Origin of the sequence: Novosphingobium sp. SG751A, assembly GCF_013149295.1 — a bacterium.
GTDB lineage: Bacteria > Pseudomonadota > Alphaproteobacteria > Sphingomonadales > Sphingomonadaceae > Novosphingobium.
The window spans coordinates 291,212-308,791 of sequence record NZ_JABGCB010000002.1; the positions used below are offsets into that span (position 1 = coordinate 291,212).

Sequence of the window (17,580 nt, forward strand, 5' to 3'; positions counted from 1 at the left end):
TTGATGCTTGGCCGGCCTTGAGGCCAACCGGCTTATTGGCCGCCCAAAGGCTTATTCGCCAAAGGTGCGCTGCCACCAGCCGCGACGCGGCGCGGCAGAAGCGTCATCTTCGCCTTCCGAAGCGGCTTCGGCAGGGGCCTCGACGGGGGCTGCCGAAGCAACCTCAACCGGGGCCGCTTCAGCCGGAACGGCTTCGACCGGCGCGGCATCGGCCTTTTTGCGGCGGACGCGCTTGGGCTTGGCCGGGGCTTCCTCGGCAACGGGTTCAGCCGGAGCGGCTTCGACCGGCGCGGCATCGGCCTTTTTGCGGCGGACGCGCTTGGGCTTGGCCGGGGCTTCTTCCGCAACGGGCTCGGCCGGAGCGGCTTCCACCACAGCGGCTTCGACCGGCGCGGCGTCGGCCTTTTTGCGGCGGACGCGCTTGGGCTTGGCCGGGGCTTCCTCGGCAACGGGTTCAGCCGGAGCGGCTTCGACCGGAGCAGCCTCGACGACCACTTCAACCGGAGCAACCTCAACCGCTTCGACCGCCGGGGCGGCTTCCGCCACCGCTTCGGCCTCGTCCTCGTCGGCCTGTTCCTCGCTTGCGCCTTCTTCGCCTTCGCCACGGTTGCGGCTGCGGCGACGCTTGCGACGGCGGCGCTTGCGCGGACCATCTTCGCCCGCTTCGGCGGTTTCGGACTGCGCTTCGGCTTCGCCTTCCTCGGCCTCATCGCCTTCTTCGGCCTCGATCGGCTCGGCGGTTTCTGCGCTCACGCCTTCCTCGGCGGCGCCATCCTCGCGGCGGTCACGGCCACGGCCACGGCGGCGCTTACGACGCTTGCGACGGCCATCGGCGCTTTCGCCACCGTTTTCGCCGCCGCTCTCGCCTTCGGCTTCCTCGGCTTCTTCCTCGATCTCGTCCTCAAAGTCCTCTTCCGGCAGATCCTCGAGGTCTTCCTCCAGCACCAGCGGTTCGAACTTGGGCACGAATTCGTTGCGCGGACCCGACGAGACGACGCGCATCTTGGCGCCTTCATTCTCGCCTTCGGGGATCACTTCGACCGAGACACCATAGCGATGCTCAATCTCGCCCAGATCAAGGCGCTTGGCATTGAGCAGATAGATCGAGGCTTCCTGGCTGGCGAACAGGGTGATGACCGTGCCCTTGCCCTTGGCCGCTTCTTCCTCGATCAGGCGCAGCGCCGACAGGCCCGCCGAGCCTGCGGTACGCACCAGACCCGTGCCGTCGCAATGCGGGCAACCGCGCGTGGTGGCCTCCAGCACGCCCGTGCGCAGGCGCTGGCGGCTCATTTCCATCAGGCCGAAGGAACTGATGCGGCCGACCTGAATGCGAGCGCGGTCGTTCTTCAACGCTTCCTTCATGGCCTTCTCGACCTTGCGGACGTTCGAGCCATATTCCATGTCGATGAAGTCGATCACGACCAGACCAGCCATGTCGCGCAGGCGGAGCTGCCGGGCGATTTCGCGGGCGGCTTCAAGGTTGGTGGCAACCGCCGTCTGCTCAATGCCATGCTCCTTGGTGGAGCGGCCCGAGTTGATGTCGATCGACACCAGCGCCTCGGTCGGGTTGATGACGATATAGCCGCCCGACTTCAACTGAACCACCGGATCATACATCGCGGTCAACTGATCCTCGGCGCCAAAGCGCTGGAACAGGGGGACCGGATCGGCATAATGCTTCACCCGGCGCGCATGGCTGGGCATCAGCAGCTTCATGAAGTCACGCGCTGCGCGGTAGCCATCGTCGCCCTCGACAATCACTTCCTCGATGTCGCGGTTATAGATGTCGCGGATCGCGCGCTTGATCAGATCGCTGTCCGAATGGATCAGCGCGGGCGCGGCCGACTTCAGCGTGCTTTCGCGAATATCGTCCCACAGGCGGGCCAGATAGTCGAAGTCGCGCTTGATCTCGGTCTTGGTGCGCTGAAGGCCCGCGGTGCGCACGATGCAGCCCATGCTTTTGGGCAGGTCCATTTCGGCGATGATGGTCTTCAAACGCTTGCGGTCGGCAAAGCTGCTGATCTTGCGCGAGATACCGCCGCCGTGGCTGGAATTGGGCATCAGCACGCAATAGCGGCCCGCAAGCGACAGGTACGAGGTCAGCGCCGCACCCTTGTTGCCGCGCTCTTCCTTCACCACCTGAACCAGCAGCACCTGACGGCGGTGGATCACGTCCTGAATCTTGTAACGGCGGCGCAGCGCCATGCGCTTGGCGCGCAGTTCTTCGGCTTCCTTGGCGTGGGTGGCGTTGCGCCCGCCCTGACGGCGGCCGCGACGGCCCCGGCGTTCGCCGCCATCTTCGCTTTCCGATGCTTCTTCGGCTTCGTGGTCGCCGTCGAAACCGTCTTCGATATGACCGGCCTCGATGGTGGCCACGCTGCCCTTTTCGGACGTGTCCACCTCGATCAGCGAACCGGCGTCCTCAACGGCACCGCCCGCGAAATCATCGGCAAGGCCTTCGCCCAGTTCATCGTCACCGACGAAATCTTCCTCGCCTTCGGCCACAGCGCGCAGCGCGGCTTCTTCCTCGGCGTGGGCAGCCTCTTCGGCCAGAAGAGCTTCGCGGTCTTCCTTGGGGATCTGATAATAATCGGGGTGGATTTCGGAAAACGCCAGGAAACCGTGGCGGTTGCCCCCGAAATCGACAAAAGCGGCCTGAAGCGACGGCTCGACGCGCGTCACCTTGGCCAGATAGATGTTACCCTTGATCTGCTTGTGATCGGCAGAGTCAAAGTCGAATTCTTCAATACGGTTGCCCTTGAGCACCGCCACCCGGGTTTCTTCCGAGTGGCGCGCATCGATCAGCATGCGCGTTGACATTATGATTTCTCCAGCCGCGCGCGGTCCGGGCTGTGCCCAGTGGCGAAAGGCCCGGCAATGGGGCGCGGCAATTGTGGTGTGGTTCGCGCGGCGGCGCGACATATGGCCCTGTTGGGGCCATGGCCGTCTGCGCGAGGATCGACAGGCCTGGCGCGTTCATCGCGCGCCGGGCATGAGTGGAAAGGCCGGAGGCGCCATCAGGGCCGCCGGCGTTTTTCGTGTCTGCAAGGCAAGGGAGGCGCCGCGAAGTGCTGCGCGCGGCGATGGCATGTTGCTTCATCGAAACGAAACCCGCTGATTCCCGAATGGAAACCGCGGGCTGCTTCTTGATAGGCGACCAATTTGTCGTGAAGCATTTTGCCATCGACAAGTCTTCCGCCCACGCCGCAAAGCCGCCTTGCGGCTGCGGATTCTGGGACGGAACACAACTCATCATACCTGCATCAACCTGTACGTCCGGCCAGAAAACACGACCGGGGCCAAGGGCAGGTTTTATCGCGCTTCCCTTTTGCTTGGCCCGGCCATATCGCATCGGGGCGACTGGCGAGCGGCATTGCCTTGAACCGGTCCGCCGCTTTACCTGTTGGCTTGTCGGGCGAACCTTGTGAAAAAGGCAGGGGCGCGGGGAATAGACTGCCCCCGGTCTTTCCCTGCTAGCACCCCTTGTCTTTCCGGGCAAGTTCCATGCGATGCGTGATTCTACCCTTTTTTCACGGTCTGCGCGCGATTAATGCGAACGCGCCGTTAACCCCATTGCACCCATAAGGGGCAGCGCTTACCAAAGATTACGCTTTCGCCCCGATGGACCCCATAGCCCCACGCAATGCCCGAAGCCCCGTCCGATCCTGTTGTCGACCCCATCGAGCCGCAAGAGGCCCCCCGACGCGGTTGGGGGCTTGGTCTGCTGATCTTTGCGCTGTTTGCGCCTCTGCTGCTGTTGGTGGCGATGTTGCTGGTGGACGGCTGGATGGGCGCGCCGGGCTTTACACGCGATTATGTGGTGCGCTTTGATCTGCCCCCGGCAGGCGCTCTGGCGGCTTTGCCTGAAATTGCCGGGCCTAAGGATCCGCACAGCCCGCTGGTGGTGATCGATGCCGGGCATGGCGGCCATGATCCGGGCGCGCATGGCGAGCATCAGGCGGAAAAGGAGTTGACCCTCTCGCTGGCTCTGGCGCTGCGTCAACGTCTGCTGGAGGTGGGCGGCATCCGCGTGGCGCTGACGCGGATGGATGATCGCTATCTGTTGCTGGAGGAGCGTTCGGACATTGCGCGGCGGATGAAGGCGGACCTTTTCATCTCGATCCACGCCGACAGCGCCGATACGCCCGGCGCGCACGGCGCGACTGTTTACACTCTGTCCGACCGGGGCAGCAGCCAGGAAGCCGAGCATCTGGCCGCCTCGGAAAACCGCGCCGATACGGTCAATGGCGTGTCACTGGCCAATACCAGCAGTTCGGTTTCGGCCATTCTGGTTGATTTGTCGCAACGCCATGCGGCGGAAATGTCGACCAACCTTGCCCGTCTGATCCTGCGCGAAGGGCAGGGCGAGGAGGGCGGCGCGCGAATCGATTTCCGCGAGCGCGCGCTGCAATCAGCGGCCTTTGTCGTGCTCAAATCGCCCGATGTGCCCTCGGTTCTGTATGAGGCGGGCTATATTTCCAACGCCGAGGACGCCGCGCGCCTGTCCTCGCCCGCCGGGCGGCGCGATTTCGCCCATGCCACCGCGCAGGCCATCCGCGTTTACTTTGCCCGCCAGCGTGAAACGCCGATACAAAGCGAAACGCCAACGCAAAGCGAAAGGCCAATGCCGAGCGAGGCGCCGATGCAGGGCGAAACGCCCGGCGCGCTTGCAACGCCTTAACCGCTGGCAAAACCCTGCCTGCCCATGCTAGGGGCGCAAGTCTATGGCGCCCAGCGATCCTTCCCAGCCCGGTTCTGATCCGAACAATTCGCCCGATCAGAATGAAAACTCTCACCTGCGTATCCGCCGTCAGGCGGGCGGGGCATGGCGCCGCATGCTGGCGCGCCCATTGTCTTTTCTGGGGGCGCTGGCTTTTCTGGGGCCGATAACGGGGCGTTTTGGCGCGTGGTTCGGCGCGCGCTGGCAAAGCGGGCGGCTGTTTCGCATCGGTGCGCTGGTGCTGGGGCTGGCCGTGGCTTTTTGGCTGCTGCTCTATGTAACGGTGCTGCGCACGCTGCCCTCGGCGGATACTTTGCTGACCTATCAGCCGCCTTTGCCCACGATGGTGCGCGGTAATGATGGCGGCATCGTCTATTCCTATGCCCGCGAGCGGCGCGTCCAATTGCGCTATGTCGATTTCCCCAAGCAATTGGTGAATGCGTTCCTCTCGGCCGAGGACAAGAATTTCTTCCATCACAGCGGGGTCGATTTCATCGGCCTGGGTCAGGCGGTGGTCGATTACGCGCTGAAATATGGCAGTGGCGAGCGTGCGCGCGGCGGTTCGACCATCACGCAGCAAGTGGCCAAGAACATCCTGATCGGCGATGAATATTCGGTCAGCCGCAAGCTCAAGGAAATGATCGTCGCCTTTCGCATCGAGGGCGTGCTGAACAAGCAGCAGATCCTTGAGCTTTACCTCAACGAAATCCCGCTGGGCCGCCAGAGTTTTGGCGTACAGGCCGCCGCGCGCGCCTATTTCGGCAAAGACGTGGACAAGCTGGAGCTGCATGAGGCCGCTTTCCTCGCCATCCTGCCCAAGGCGCCCGAAGTCTATGGCCGCGCCAAATTCGCCGAAAAGGCGATTGCGCGCCGCAACTGGGTGCTGGACCAGATGGTCAAGAATGGCGCCGCCGATGCCGCCGCCGCCGCCAATGCCAAGGCGCAGCCTTTGGGCCTGATCCAGCGCCGGGTGGAAACCTATGACCCATCTGTGGGCTATTTCGTCGAGGAAGTGCGCCGCCAGCTGATCGCCAAATATGGCGAGAACGCCGAAAATGGCCCCAACAGCGTCTATGCGGGCGGGCTGTGGGTGCGCACCTCGCTCGATTCCGAATTGCAGAAAGCGGCGCAGGAATCCCTGCGCGGGGGCCTGTTGCGCTATTCGGCCGGCAAGGGTTGGCACGGGCCGATCGCTCATATCGAGCTTGACCCCGAACATTGGCAGAGCCAGTTGATCGGATTGAACAAGACGATTGCGTACAAGGACTGGCGCGTTGGCGTGGTCCTGCGTCGGGGCGGCAATGGCCAGATCGGCTTTACCGACGGCAGCACCGCAACGCTGACGGGTCTGCTCGATCCGGTGCGGGTTGGCGATGTCGTGACGGCCGCACCCGTTGGCGGCGGGGCCTATGGCCTGCGCCTGCTGCCCGGCGTTGGCGGCGGCATGATGGTCGAACAACCCGGCACGGGCCGCGTGCTGGCCGTCGCGGGCGGGTTCGACGATGGGCTCGACGCTTTCAACCGCGCCACACAGGCCCAGCGCCAGCCCGGCTCGACCATCAAGCCCTTCGTCTATGCCACCGGCCTCGACAATGGCATGACGCCCGCCAGCATGGTCGCCGACCAGTCCTTCTGCGTCTATCAGGGCGCCAATCTGGGCGAAAAATGCTTCCGCAACTTTGACAGCCGGGGCGTGGGCGGCATCCACACGATGCGCTGGGGCCTTGAACAGTCGCGCAACCTGATGACGGTTCACATCGCCAATGATGTGGGCATGGACAAGGTGGTCAAGACCTTTGCCAATATGGGCATCGGCAAATATCCGCCCTATTTCGGCTTTGCGCTGGGCGCGGGCGAAACCACCGTGGCCCAGATGGTCAATGCCTATTCGGCGCTGGCCTCGAACGGGGTTCAGCACGAACAGACCTTTGTGGACTTTATTCAGGACCGCAACGGCAAGGTCGTCTGGCGCGCCGACGAGCGGGCCTGCAACGGCTGCAACATGCCCGACTGGGACGGCAAGCCGATGCCGCGCTTTGCCCCGCGCGGGCATCAGGTGATGGATGCGCGCACCGCCTATCAGACGGTCCATATGCTCGAAGGCGTGGTTCAGCGCGGCACGGCGGTGACGCTGCGCGATCTGGGCCTGCCCCTGTTCGGCAAGACCGGCACGACCACGGGGCCTACCAATGTGTGGTTTGTGGGCGGATCGCCCAAGATCGTGGGCGGCGTCTATATTGGCTATGACCAGCCCAAGTCATTGGGTGGCTATGCGCAGGGCGGCACTTATGCTGCGCCGATCTTCAAGCAATTCGTGCAATTGACCAAGACGCGCTGGGATCACACGCCCTTTGTGGCCCCGCCGGGCATTCGCATGATGAAGATCAGCCGCGCCACCGGCCAGCGCGTGTTTGGCGGCACGCCGGGCGATGATCCCAAGGCGGAAGTCATCTGGGAGGCCTTCAAGCCGGAAACCGAGCCGCAGCGCGTGGGCCGTCAGGAGCAGGTCGCGGCCAAGCGCAGCGAATTGCTGGAGGCAATCCGGCGCGGGTTTGACGCTCTGGGCGGCCGTGTGTTCCAGCACAGCGATGGCGAGGACGTGGTGGTCGAGCAGTAATCAGCCCATCTTGCCGGTCCGCAGGGCCCGCGCCCATCCGGCGCGGCCCATCGCCTCGGCCCGCCGCGCCGCGCTTTCGTGGTCATAGGCGACCGCGTGCAGCGTGACGTGCCAGCGCCCATCGGCCAATTGCGCGCTTAAGTATCGCGCATCGGGCGTGCCGGTTTCCACCACATGCCATGATGGCACATTGTCCTCATAGGCGGGCAGGCCCACGCTGCCCGCATTGGCGATCTGGCGGCCATCGGGCAGGGTGACGGCTCGCGGCATATGCGTATGGCCGCAGAGCGTCAGCGCATGATGGCTGGCATGGGGCATGATCTCCTCATGTGTGGATTCGCGCATCCGCCCGCGACTGCCTTTTCGGCGACGGTGGAGCCAGTAGGTGTCGTCGCTATCAGGCGTGGCATGGCACAGCAAAACATTGCTTGAAGGGTTGGGGCCGGGCCATTCCATCGTGCCGGGCATGGCGGCCATCCATGCCCGGATGTCATCGTCAATGGCGGCATGAGCGGCAGCGTCGGTCGGCCCCATTTCGGCCGGGTCGATGGTCAGCAATTGCCGCTCATGATTGCCCGCCAGAGTGGGCCAGTTCAGCGCCATCAACAGTAACGCCGTTTCGCGCGGCCAGAGCGGGCCGGAGAGACTGTCGCCCAGATTGACGACCTGCCCGATTCCGCGCGCGGCGATGTCGGCAATCACCGCCTCGAGCGCGGGCAGATTGCCGTGAATGTCGGAAACGGCCGCGAAATGCATGTTACCGCGCGCGATAGGCCGCCCCGATCAGCGCGGCCGCGGCCGCCATTCCGGCCTGATTGGGGTGATAATTGACCCCGTCCTTTTTGGCCATATCGGGGCTGCCGCCGTTCGACCAAGGCGCCGCACCGCAAATGCCGTGATCCGCCGAGGCGCGGTCGAGCGCGACGGTGCGGGCAAAGCTGCGATACGGGCGTACCGAGGCCTCAGTGATGGCGCTGAGCGTTTTGGCGATGGGGCGGATCTGGGCCACTCCCTCGTCCGACAGGCCGGTGGCGGGGCAATTGCCCTTGGCGGGCATCAGCGAGAAATATTGCACGATCAGCACGCGCGCCTTGGGCGAGCGCTGGTGGATGGTGGCGATCATCCGGTCCATGTCGCCGGCCAGCTTGGCCTTGGCCTCCTCGGTCAGCGGTGCAAAGGGCGTGCAGCCATTGGGGAAATAACGTCCGCGTTCCTCAGCGCTCAGAGCCGGACAGCGCAATTTGCCGATGGCGGTCATATAGCCCAGATCATTGCCGCCGATTGTCACCGTCACCAATCGCGTGCCGGCGTCCAGCGCATCGACCTGTGCGGGCAATTCATTCCACGGACCCAGAATATGCGCGGTGGTTGCCCCGCTGCACGAAACGTCCTGCAAGGCCAGCCCGGCCTTTTGCGCGAAAATATGCGCCGCATTGCTGGCCGAGCGGGCGCAGCGGTTGGGCGGCGTATCGGCGCTCTGGCCGATGTTGGGGCCTGCGGCATAGGAACTGCCCATGGCGACATAGGGGGCGCTCGCAAATGCCGCAGAAGGCAGAAGGGCGGACCCAAGTACAGGGACGAGCGAGAGCGCAATCAGGTTTTGTTTTTTCATAATGTACAGGATTTGCCGATTATCGCCCCGCTGGCAAGATATCCTGCGCGTGCTCTGGACAGAAGGGGGCATGTGGGACATTCTCCGCCGCCATGATGCACCCCCGCAACCTGCTCGCCCCGGCGCTGGCCGCTTTTGCCGCCGCCGCCATGTTGTCCGCCCCGGCCCATGCCGAACTGGCCGTGGGGGCTGCTGCCCCGGCCTTTGTGACGCAGGGGGCAAAGGCGGGCAAGCCCTTCACTTTCGACCTGAAAAAGGCGCTGAAGAACGGGCCGGTCGTGGTCTATTTCTATCCCAAGGCCTTTACCAAGGGCTGCACGCTGGAGGCCCATGCCTTTGCCGAGGCCACCGAAGATTTCGCCAAGGCGGGCGCGATGGTGATCGGCATGTCGGCGGACGATCTGCCCACGCTGGAAAAGTTTTCGACGATGGAATGCCGCGACAAATTCCCGGTGGCGATTGCCGACGCCGGCATCATCAAGAATTATGACGTAGCGCTTTCCATTCCCGGCCTCTCGGCGGCGGTGACCAAGCGCACTTCTTATGTCATCGGCAAGGATGGCAAGATCAAGCTGGCCTTCACCGACATGGATTACAAGGATCACGTGTCCAAGACGCTGGCAACCGTGCAGGGTCTGGCCAAGCATTGAGGCAGGAACCGGGCGGGGGGATTAAGATTTCTTCGCCCGGCCATCCCGTTTTGGGACCTTCGCATTGTGCGAATGGGCGCGCGGGCCGGTTTGGGTCATGAGGGTTTTGCGTCTGATTACGGGCGTTTGATTTTCTGGAAACCGACCATGGAGGCTCGCAATGATGCAAGCTGTGTTTAACAATCTGACGCTGCGCACCTCGTTGATTTCCCTGTTGATGCTGGCGCCGCTGATCACGCCGGGCAGGCATTGATCGCGATGGGGTCGCGCGGGCCGGGGCGCCTGCGGCGAATAACGCAAGGGGGCTCTGACGCTTTCCCTTTACTTTCCCCTCAATCCGGCTAACGCGCCGTGGTTTGGATATAAGCTAAGGGTATTGACGATGCGTGCCGAAGGGCAGGCCCATATTGACCGGATCGATGCAGCGCTGGCGCTCGTCCGCAAGTTTCTCGACTGGGAGCGCGCGCTGCGCCGCTTTGACGAGCTGAACGCGCGCGTCGAGGACCCCAAGCTCTGGGACAATCCGAAGGAAGCCGAAAAGGTGATGAAGGAGCGCCGCCGCCTGGAAGCCTCCATCGGCGCGGTGAACCAGATTTCGGCCGAAATGAAGGACGCCATCGAGTTCATCGAACTGGGCGAGATGGAGGACGATGAGGCCACCGTTGAGGAAGGTCTCTCGACTCTGGCCGCTCTGGCCGATCGCGCCGATCGCGACAAGGTGCAGGCGCTGTTGGCCGGCGAGGCCGACGGCATGGACACCTATATCGAAATCCACGCGGGCGCGGGCGGTACCGAATCGCAGGACTGGGCCTCGATGCTGCTGCGCATGTACACGCGCTGGGCCGAAAAGCGGGGCTTCAAGGTCGATCTGATCGAGTTTCAGGCGGGCGATACGGCCGGGATCAAGAGCGCGACCATCCTGTGCAAGGGTGAGAACGCCTATGGCTATGCCAAGACCGAAAGCGGCGTGCATCGCCTCGTCCGCATCAGCCCCTATGACAGCAGCGCGCGGCGGCATACCTCGTTCAGCTCGGTCTGGGTCTATCCGGTGATCGACGACAGCTTTACAATCGACATCAATCCCTCGGATCTGAAGATCGACACGTATCGCGCGTCGGGCGCGGGTGGTCAGCACGTGAACACCACCGATTCGGCCGTGCGTATCACCCACGTGCCCAGCGGCATCATCGTGGCGTCGCAGATCGACCGCAGCCAGCACAAGAACCGCGAAACAGCGATGAACATGCTGAAGGCGCGTTTGTACGAGGCCGAAATGCAGCGCCGCGAGGAAGCGGCCAATGCAGAACATGCCTCGAAGAGCGACATCGGATGGGGTCACCAGATCCGCTCCTATGTGTTGCAGCCTTATCAGATGGTGAAGGATCTGCGCACGGGCGTGACCAGCCCGACGCCTGCCGATGTGCTGGACGGCGATGTGGACGCCTTCATGGCCGCCGCCCTGTCGCAGCGCGTGACGGGCGAAAAGGTCAGCGTCGAGGACGTGGACTGATGACCCCTGTGCTGGGGCGCCGGCATTTTATGGGTGGCGCTCTGGCGGCGGGGGCTTTGGCCGGCGCGCGCGCGGGGGCGCTATCACCTTTGCCCGAGCAATGGACCCTTCAGTTCGGCGGCGATATTGAGCAGCGGTATGGCGGGCGTCTTGGCTTCGCTGTGGCTTTCTCGTCAGGCGACATCGTGAATTGGCGTGGAAACGAGCGTTTTGCATTTTGCTCATCCTTCAAGCTGAGCCTTGCGGCGCTGGTGCTGAGCGGGGCGGAAAAGGGCGAGTGGCGGCTCGATGAGAAGCTGCGCTTTGGCAAGGATGATGTTCTGTCCAATTCGCCTGCCTTGCAGGTGCGGCTGGGGCAGGGGGCGATCTCAATGGAAGAAGCCGCCGAGGCGGTGCAGAAGCTGTCCGACAATGGCGCGGCCAATCTGTTGATGCGGCGGATCGGTGGGTTCGATCGGGTTAACCGGTTTTGGTTGAGCCTTGGCGATACGGTCAGCAGGCTCGACGATTATGAAACCGCGCTTAATCGCGTGCCCTTGGGCAGCTTGCGTAATACCACCACGCCCGAGGCGATGACGGGCAATTTGCTCAAGATGTTCAGGCATGGGGCCTTGTCGCCTGCGGTTGCAGGCAAGCTCAAAGGCTGGATGCATGAGACCGCCACCGGCGCCAAACGCCTTCGCGCGGGGTTGCCCGCAGAATGGTGGGCCGGAGACAAGACCGGAACGGGCCTGCCCGCGGATATTCCGGGCACCTATGTCGATCTGGCCTGGGTGGAGCCGCCGCAGAGCGCGCCCTTTGCAATGGCCGCTTTCTATCGGCCGTCCAAGCCTACGCCCGATGGTGATTCGCATGCCGAGGAGGTGCTGGCGCAGGTCGGGCGGATTGTTGCACAGACCATTGTGTTGCAAGGGAAATGAGGCAAAATGCTATCGAGCTATGCGGATTTTAGTCGCATGCTTGGCCGAAAGGTTTATGAACGCTATTTGAACAATTGGAAGATCCGGTCAGCCCCGATCGGATAGTCCGGGGCCGCAGAGGGGAGGGAGGGTGCTTCTCTTTCTGCGGTGTGTCGGGGTTTGTGGTGAAAGTTACAGGCAATGAGTTTCAAGGGTTTGCAGCCGATCCTTTATGGTGGTCGCGAGGTTTGGCCGCTGGTGGAAGGCGGCAAGGGTGTGGCGGCGACCAACCATGCCAGCTCGGGCGCATGGGCGGCCGCAGGCGGCATTGGCACCGTCAGCGCGGTTAACGCCGACAGCTATGATCCTGAAGGCAAAATCGTTCCCCAGCTCTATCATGAGCTGACCCGTCAGGGGCGCCATGAGGAGCTGATCCGCTATGCCATTGATGGCGCGGTGGAACAGGTCAAGCGCGCCTATGACATCGCTTCGGGCCGCGGTGCGATCAACATCAACGTCCTGTGGGAAATGGGTGGCGCGCAGCAGGTTCTCGAAGGCGTGCTCGAACGCACCAAGGGGCTGGTGACGGGCGTGACCTGCGGGGCGGGCATGCCCTATAAGCTGTCGGAAATCGCGGCGCGCTTCAATGTGCATTACCTGCCGATCGTGTCGTCGGGCCGCGCGTTCCGCGCGCTGTGGAAGCGGGCCTATCACAAGGTGGCCGAACTGATGGCGGCGGTGGTCTATGAAGACCCTTGGCTGGCGGGCGGGCACAATGGTTTGTCGAACGCGGAAGACCCGACCAAGCCTCAGGATCCTTATCCCCGCGTTAAGCAACTTCGCGAAACCATGCGTGCCGAGGGCGTGCCCGACACGGTTCCCATCGTGATGGCGGGCGGCGTCTGGTTCCTGCGCGAATGGGAAAACTGGATTGATAATCCGGAACTTGGCGCGATCCTGTTTCAGTTCGGCACTCGTCCGCTGCTGACCGAGGAAAGTCCGATTCCGCAGGCGTGGAAGGATCATCTGCGCACCATCGAGCCGGGCGATGTGCTGTTGCACAAGTTCTCGCCCACCGGCTTCTATTCCTCGGCGGTCAAGAATCCCTTCCTGATGAGCCTGGTTGCGCGCAGCGAGCGCCAGATCCCCTATTCCAAGGTGGAAGCGGGCGATCATACGGTGCAGCTTGACGTGGGCGTCAAGGGCAAGAACTTCTGGGTCACGCCCTGCGACCGCGCCCGCGCGCATCAGTGGGTGAACGAGGGCTATGTCGAAGCGCTGCGCACGCCCGACGACACGGTGATCTTTGTGACCAAGGCCGAGCGCGAGGAAATTCGCAAGGATCAGGCCGATTGCATGGGTTGTCTGTCGCATTGCGGTTTTTCCAGCTGGAAGGACCATGACGACTGGACCACGGGCCGCATGGCCGATCCGCGCAGCTTCTGCATCCAGAAGAGCCTGCAGAACATCGCCCATGGCGGTGACATCAACGAAAATCTGATGTTTGCGGGCCACGCGGCCTATCGCTTCAAGCAGGACCCGTTCTATTCGAACAATTTCACCCCCACGGTGAAGCAGTTGGTGGATCGCATCCTGACCGGCGATTGATCGGCGGCCCTTTGGCTCAAACCCGAATTGGCCCAAACCCGAAATGGCCCGGTCATGCGCAGGCGTGGCCGGGCTTTTTCTTGCCCGCTTATGCCCGGCCTTGCGGCAGATTGCGTATGGCGCACCTTGCCGCAGCGGGGCCAAGGTGGCTATAGTTGACCTATGTTGCATGAATTCTGGAATAAGTTTGGCCGCGCCGGCTCGCTGGCGGGCCTTATGGTGGCCGCACTTTCGGCCAGTCCGGCGGGGGCCGAGACCCCGCAATTTCCGGCGTGGCGCTCGCTGCGCGATCCGGTGGTCAATATGCGCACCGGGCCGGGCGAGGATTATGCGATCCGTTTCGTTTATCGTCGCCAGTTCCTGCCGATCAAGGTGCTGCGCTTGTTTCAGGGCTGGTATCTGGTTGAGGATCCCGATGGCGCGCGCGGCTGGATGATGATGCGCTTTCTCAACAAGACGCCCACCGCGCTGATCCGGGGCAAGGGGCCTGTGGAGATGCACGCCGGGCCGGGCGAAGGGACGCCGCTGTTGTGGAAACTGGCGCCGGGCTTGGTCGGGCGGCTGGGCGGCTGCAAGGATGGCTGGTGCCAGATCGATGTCGAGCGCCATGTGGGGTTTGTGCCTGAGGGACGTTTGTGGGGGGCGGGGAAGCCTTAAAGGTTTCGGGTAGATGCGAGGGTCTAGATCCTCGCGCTCCCGATACTGTTCGCGTTGTGCGGCAGGCTTGCAAGCCATTCCGCCGCAACTGCGCCCGCAATCATAGCGCCACCCCATTATCGGGATTGCAAAGGGACAAGTCCCTTTGCCCGCCGGAGGCATTCAAACCCAGCGCCCAAAAAAGAAGCGCCCCAACGTCCCCGTCAGAGCGCTCCCCTTAAACAAATGCCGGTGAATTAAACGAGTTCAACCGCCACGGCCGTACCTTCGCCGCCGCCGATGCAGAGCGCGGCCACGCCCTTCTTCAGCCCGCGCGCCTTGAGCGCCGCGATCAGCGTGACGAGAATGCGCGCGCCCGAACAGCCGATGGGGTGGCCCAGAGCGGTCGCGCCGCCATTAACGTTCACCTTGGCGTGATCGAGGCCAAGGTCGTGGATCGCGAACATAGCGACGCAGGCAAAGGCTTCGTTGACTTCGAAGAGATCGACATCGGCGACGGTCCAGCCTGCCTGATCCAGCGCTTTCTGGATCGCGCCGACAGGGGCGGTGGTGAACAGCTTGGGGTCATGCGCGTGGGCGGCAACGGCCTTGACGATGGCGACGGGCTTGGCGCCCTTGGCGTCGGCCACGCTCTGGCGGGTCAGCACCATGGCCGCCGCGCCGTCCGAGATCGAGGACGAGGAGGCCGCCGTGATCGTGCCGTCCTTGGCAAAGGCGGGTTTCAGGGCCGGGATCTTGTCCGGGCGTCCTTTGCCGGGGGCTTCGTCGGTGTCGACCACCACTTCGCCCGCACGGGTCTTGATCGTCACGGGGGCGATTTCGTCGATGAAGCGGCCTTCGGTCACGGCAGCCTTGGCGCGGGCCAGCGATTCGATGGAATAGGCGTCCATACCCTCGCGTGTCAGGCCGTAATCATTGGCCGTCACCTGCGCAAAGCTGCCCATTGCGGCGCCTTCATAGGCGTCTTCCAGACCGTCGAGGAACATGTGATCATAGGCGGTGTCATGGCCGATGCGTGCGCCCGAGCGATGCTTTTTGAGCAGATAGGGCGCGTTGGTCATGCTTTCCATGCCGCCCGCAATGACGAAATCGACGCTGCCCGCAGCCAGCGCTTCGGAGGCCATGATGACCGTCTGCATGCCCGATCCGCAGACCTTGTTGACGGTGGTGGCCTGAACCGACTTGGGCAGACCGGCCTTGATGACGGCCTGACGGGCAGGCGCCTGACCCAGACCGGCGGGAAGGACGCAGCCCATATAGGCACGTTCGAATTCCTCACCAGCGATGCCGGAGCGTTCGACGGCGGCCTTGACGGCAGTGGCGCCAAGTTCGGTGGCGGAAACTTCGGAGAGGCTGCCCTGCATCGCGCCCATCGGCGTGCGGGCATAAGAAAGAATGACGATCGGATCAGCAGCGGAAATCTGTGCCATGAAACTTGGACCCTCCGGTATGTGAGGCGCGTGCTGCGCCTGATGCTGCAAGGCGCATAGGCGCCTGAGGTTACAGGCGTGCGTGCCTGTTGAATCAAGAGATAGTGTCGCCATGCAGCAAAGGCAATCAGGGATAGGTCTATGGCCCGAAGTGGCGCAAATAGGTGAAAAATACGCTATTGCGAAGCACTTGCAGATATTCTGGCAGCTTCTTTTCGCTCCTGCACAGTTTGAGGCTTTAGGAGACTTGCGCACCCCGGAAAGGGGGACTAGGGCCGCCAAAGCTCAACTTTATCTGCGAGTCAGCTCTTGATCGACCTGTCGCACTACCTGTCGAACTACCTTCCTATCCTGATCTTTCTCGGGATCGCGCTTGGTCTGTCTTCGGCCTTCGTCATTTTGCCCATTCTCGTGTCGCGCCTTACGGGTTCGTACAAGCCGGATGCTGACAAGCTTTCGGAATATGAATGCGGCTTCCCCGCCTTTGAAGAACCGCGCAGTCAGTTTGACGTGCGGTTCTATCTCGTGGCGATCCTCTTCATCATCTTCGATCTCGAAGCAGCTTTCCTGTTTCCCTGGGCGGTCAGCCTTAAGGAAACCGGCTGGGCCGGCTGGTTGACGATGATGGTGTTTCTTGCCGAACTCGTGATCGGCTTTGCCTATGCGTGGAAGAAGGGAGCGTTGGACTGGGAATGAGTACAAATCCCTCCTTTGAACCGATCATGGCGGCCAACGGCAAGTTGGTCGCCCCCGATCAGGGTTTCTTTAACGACCTGTCGAGCGAAGTGTCCGACAAGGGCTTTCTGGTAACCAGCACCGAGGAACTGTTTCAGTGGGCCCGTACCGGCTCGCTGTGGTGGATGACCTTTGGCCTGGCCTGCTGCGCCGTGGAAATGATCCACGTCAATATGCCGCGTTATGACATGGAGCGCTTTGGTGCTGCTCCGCGTGCATCCCCGCGTCAGTCGGACGTGATGATCGTGGCCGGCACGCTGTGCAACAAGATGGCCCCGGCGCTGCGCAAGGTCTATGACCAGATGTCGAACCCGAAGTATGTGATCTCGATGGGATCATGTGCAAATGGTGGTGGCTATTACCACTATTCCTATTCGGTGGTTCGTGGTTGTGACCGCATCGTTCCGGTCGACATCTATGTTCCCGGCTGCCCGCCGACCGCCGAAGCCTTGCTCTATGGCATCATGCAGCTGCAGCGGAAGATCCGCCGCGTCGGCACCATCGAGCGTTGAGGGAGGGACGAATGGCTGTTCTGCATTCCGCCCCCAAGTGGAGCTCGAACGAGGGCGTTCTCGACAAGCTGGTGGCGGCTCTGGCCCACCGCGTTGAGTCGTCCAAGGAAGAGCATGGCGAAATCGTCATCACGGTGACGCGCGAGCATGTCGAGGATGCGCTGCGCATCCTGCGCGACAAGCATGAATATCAGCAGCTGGTGGAAATCGCCGGCGCCGACTATCCCAACCGCCCCGAGCGGTTTGAAGTCGTCTACATGCTGCTCTCGCTGACCAAAAATCACCGCATCATCGTCAAGACCACCACCGATGAAGTCGCCCCGGTTCCGACCGTGACGACGCTTTGGCCGGTGGCTGGCTGGCTCGAACGCGAAGTGTTCGACCTGTATGGCGTGGTCTTTGCGGGCAATGCGGACCTGCGCCGCATCCTGACCGACTATGGCTTTGAAGGGCATCCTTTCCGCAAGGACTTCCCGCTGACGGGCTATCAGGAACTGCGCTACTCGAACGAAGAGAAGCGCGTGGTTTATGAGCCGGTGCGTCTGGCGCAGGATCTGCGTCAGTTCGACTTCACCTCGCCGTGGGAAGGCGCAGACTATGTGCTGCCGGGCGACGAGAAAGCTGGGGAAG

At 62.8% G+C, this 17,580-nt stretch carries 13 protein-coding genes and 1 pseudogene; 10 read left to right on the top strand and 4 right to left on the bottom strand.

Annotated elements, in window-relative coordinates; all coding sequences use genetic code 11:
- Positions 1-51: 51 nt before the first annotated feature.
- On the bottom strand, positions 52-2,820 hold the full coding sequence (locus FHW96_RS03705; protein ID WP_172339204.1) for an Rne/Rng family ribonuclease: 2,769 nt from the start codon (positions 2,818-2,820) through the stop codon (positions 52-54).
- 823 nt (positions 2,821-3,643) lie between these two features.
- On the opposite strand from FHW96_RS03705, the gene FHW96_RS03710 reads away from it, so the two are divergent.
- Both FHW96_RS03710 and FHW96_RS03715 read left to right on the top strand, forming a co-directional pair.
- A complete protein-coding gene (locus tag FHW96_RS03710; protein WP_172339205.1) occupies positions 3,644-4,681 on the top strand; it encodes an N-acetylmuramoyl-L-alanine amidase in 1,038 nt (345 codons plus the stop codon).
- 43 nt (positions 4,682-4,724) lie between these two features.
- Positions 4,725-7,337, top strand: a complete 2,613-nt coding sequence (locus tag FHW96_RS03715; protein ID WP_253950715.1) for a penicillin-binding protein 1A — start codon at positions 4,725-4,727, stop codon at positions 7,335-7,337.
- Here the strand turns inward: FHW96_RS03715 and FHW96_RS03720 are convergent, their stop codons facing one another.
- Together FHW96_RS03720 and FHW96_RS03725 are read right to left on the bottom strand one after the other, a co-directional pair.
- Entirely contained in the window at positions 7,338-8,093 is a 756-nt protein-coding gene (locus FHW96_RS03720; protein ID WP_172339206.1) for a metallophosphoesterase, read from the bottom strand. It lies immediately after the preceding gene.
- Between the two features lies 1 nt (position 8,094).
- Entirely contained in the window at positions 8,095-8,949 is an 855-nt protein-coding gene (locus FHW96_RS03725) for an SGNH/GDSL hydrolase family protein (RefSeq protein WP_172339207.1), read from the bottom strand.
- 95 nt (positions 8,950-9,044) lie between these two features.
- On the opposite strand from FHW96_RS03725, the gene FHW96_RS03730 reads away from it, so the two are divergent.
- The 5 genes from FHW96_RS03730 (at position 9,045) to FHW96_RS03750 (ending at position 14,273) form a co-directional block, all read left to right on the top strand.
- A complete protein-coding gene (locus tag FHW96_RS03730) occupies positions 9,045-9,599 on the top strand; it encodes a peroxiredoxin (protein WP_172339344.1) in 555 nt (184 codons plus the stop codon).
- Between the two features lie 382 nt (positions 9,600-9,981).
- Entirely contained in the window at positions 9,982-11,109 is a 1,128-nt protein-coding gene (gene prfB, locus FHW96_RS03735) for a peptide chain release factor 2 (RefSeq protein ID WP_172339208.1), read from the top strand.
- Entirely contained in the window at positions 11,109-12,029 is a 921-nt protein-coding gene (gene bla / locus FHW96_RS03740) for a class A beta-lactamase (protein ID WP_172339209.1), read from the top strand. Before prfB ends, bla begins: the two co-directional genes overlap by 1 nt.
- Positions 12,030-12,209: 180 nt before the next feature.
- On the top strand, positions 12,210-13,616 hold the full coding sequence (locus FHW96_RS03745) for a nitronate monooxygenase family protein (RefSeq protein ID WP_172339210.1): 1,407 nt from the start codon (positions 12,210-12,212) through the stop codon (positions 13,614-13,616).
- 162 nt (positions 13,617-13,778) lie between these two features.
- Positions 13,779-14,273, top strand: coding sequence for an SH3 domain-containing protein (locus FHW96_RS03750; RefSeq protein ID WP_172339211.1), 495 nt, complete (start codon positions 13,779-13,781; stop codon positions 14,271-14,273).
- A gap of 236 nt (positions 14,274-14,509) precedes the next feature.
- Here FHW96_RS03750 and FHW96_RS03755 read toward each other — a convergent pair whose 3' ends face one another.
- Entirely contained in the window at positions 14,510-15,703 is a 1,194-nt protein-coding gene (locus FHW96_RS03755; protein WP_172339212.1) for an acetyl-CoA C-acyltransferase, read from the bottom strand.
- Positions 15,704-16,012: 309 nt separating this feature from the next.
- On the opposite strand from FHW96_RS03755, the gene FHW96_RS03760 reads away from it, so the two are divergent.
- From FHW96_RS03760 to FHW96_RS03770, 3 genes and pseudogenes are all read left to right on the top strand, one after another.
- Positions 16,013-16,399, top strand: a complete 387-nt coding sequence (locus FHW96_RS03760) for an NADH-quinone oxidoreductase subunit A (RefSeq protein WP_168602385.1) — start codon at positions 16,013-16,015, stop codon at positions 16,397-16,399.
- On the top strand, positions 16,396-16,950 hold the full coding sequence (locus FHW96_RS03765) for an NADH-quinone oxidoreductase subunit B family protein (protein WP_274173942.1): 555 nt from the start codon (positions 16,396-16,398) through the stop codon (positions 16,948-16,950). Before FHW96_RS03760 ends, FHW96_RS03765 begins: the two co-directional genes overlap by 4 nt.
- Before the next feature lie 11 nt (positions 16,951-16,961).
- Positions 16,962-17,573, top strand: a pseudogene (locus FHW96_RS03770) (NADH-quinone oxidoreductase subunit C); the annotation flags it as partial.
- Positions 17,574-17,580: the final 7 nt, after the last annotated feature.

What these genes read in the sequence shown, in the direction of transcription:
- FHW96_RS03705 (WP_172339204.1), bottom strand. Translation starts at nt 2,820, where the DNA reads ATGTCAACGCGCATGCTGATCGATGCGCGCCACTCGGAAGAAACCCGG.
- FHW96_RS03710 (WP_172339205.1), top strand. Translation starts at nt 3,644, where the DNA reads ATGCCCGAAGCCCCGTCCGATCCTGTTGTCGACCCCATCGAGCCGCAA.
- FHW96_RS03715 (WP_253950715.1), top strand. Translation starts at nt 4,725, where the DNA reads ATGGCGCCCAGCGATCCTTCCCAGCCCGGTTCTGATCCGAACAATTCG.
- FHW96_RS03720 (WP_172339206.1), bottom strand. Translation starts at nt 8,093, where the DNA reads ATGCATTTCGCGGCCGTTTCCGACATTCACGGCAATCTGCCCGCGCTC.
- FHW96_RS03725 (WP_172339207.1), bottom strand. Translation starts at nt 8,949, where the DNA reads ATGAAAAAACAAAACCTGATTGCGCTCTCGCTCGTCCCTGTACTTGGG.
- FHW96_RS03730 (WP_172339344.1), top strand. Translation starts at nt 9,045, where the DNA reads ATGCACCCCCGCAACCTGCTCGCCCCGGCGCTGGCCGCTTTTGCCGCC.
- prfB (WP_172339208.1), top strand. Translation starts at nt 9,982, where the DNA reads ATGCGTGCCGAAGGGCAGGCCCATATTGACCGGATCGATGCAGCGCTG.
- bla (WP_172339209.1), top strand. Translation starts at nt 11,109, where the DNA reads ATGACCCCTGTGCTGGGGCGCCGGCATTTTATGGGTGGCGCTCTGGCG.
- FHW96_RS03745 (WP_172339210.1), top strand. Translation starts at nt 12,210, where the DNA reads ATGAGTTTCAAGGGTTTGCAGCCGATCCTTTATGGTGGTCGCGAGGTT.
- FHW96_RS03750 (WP_172339211.1), top strand. Translation starts at nt 13,779, where the DNA reads ATGTTGCATGAATTCTGGAATAAGTTTGGCCGCGCCGGCTCGCTGGCG.
- FHW96_RS03755 (WP_172339212.1), bottom strand. Translation starts at nt 15,703, where the DNA reads ATGGCACAGATTTCCGCTGCTGATCCGATCGTCATTCTTTCTTATGCC.
- FHW96_RS03765 (WP_274173942.1), top strand. Translation starts at nt 16,396, where the DNA reads ATGAGTACAAATCCCTCCTTTGAACCGATCATGGCGGCCAACGGCAAG.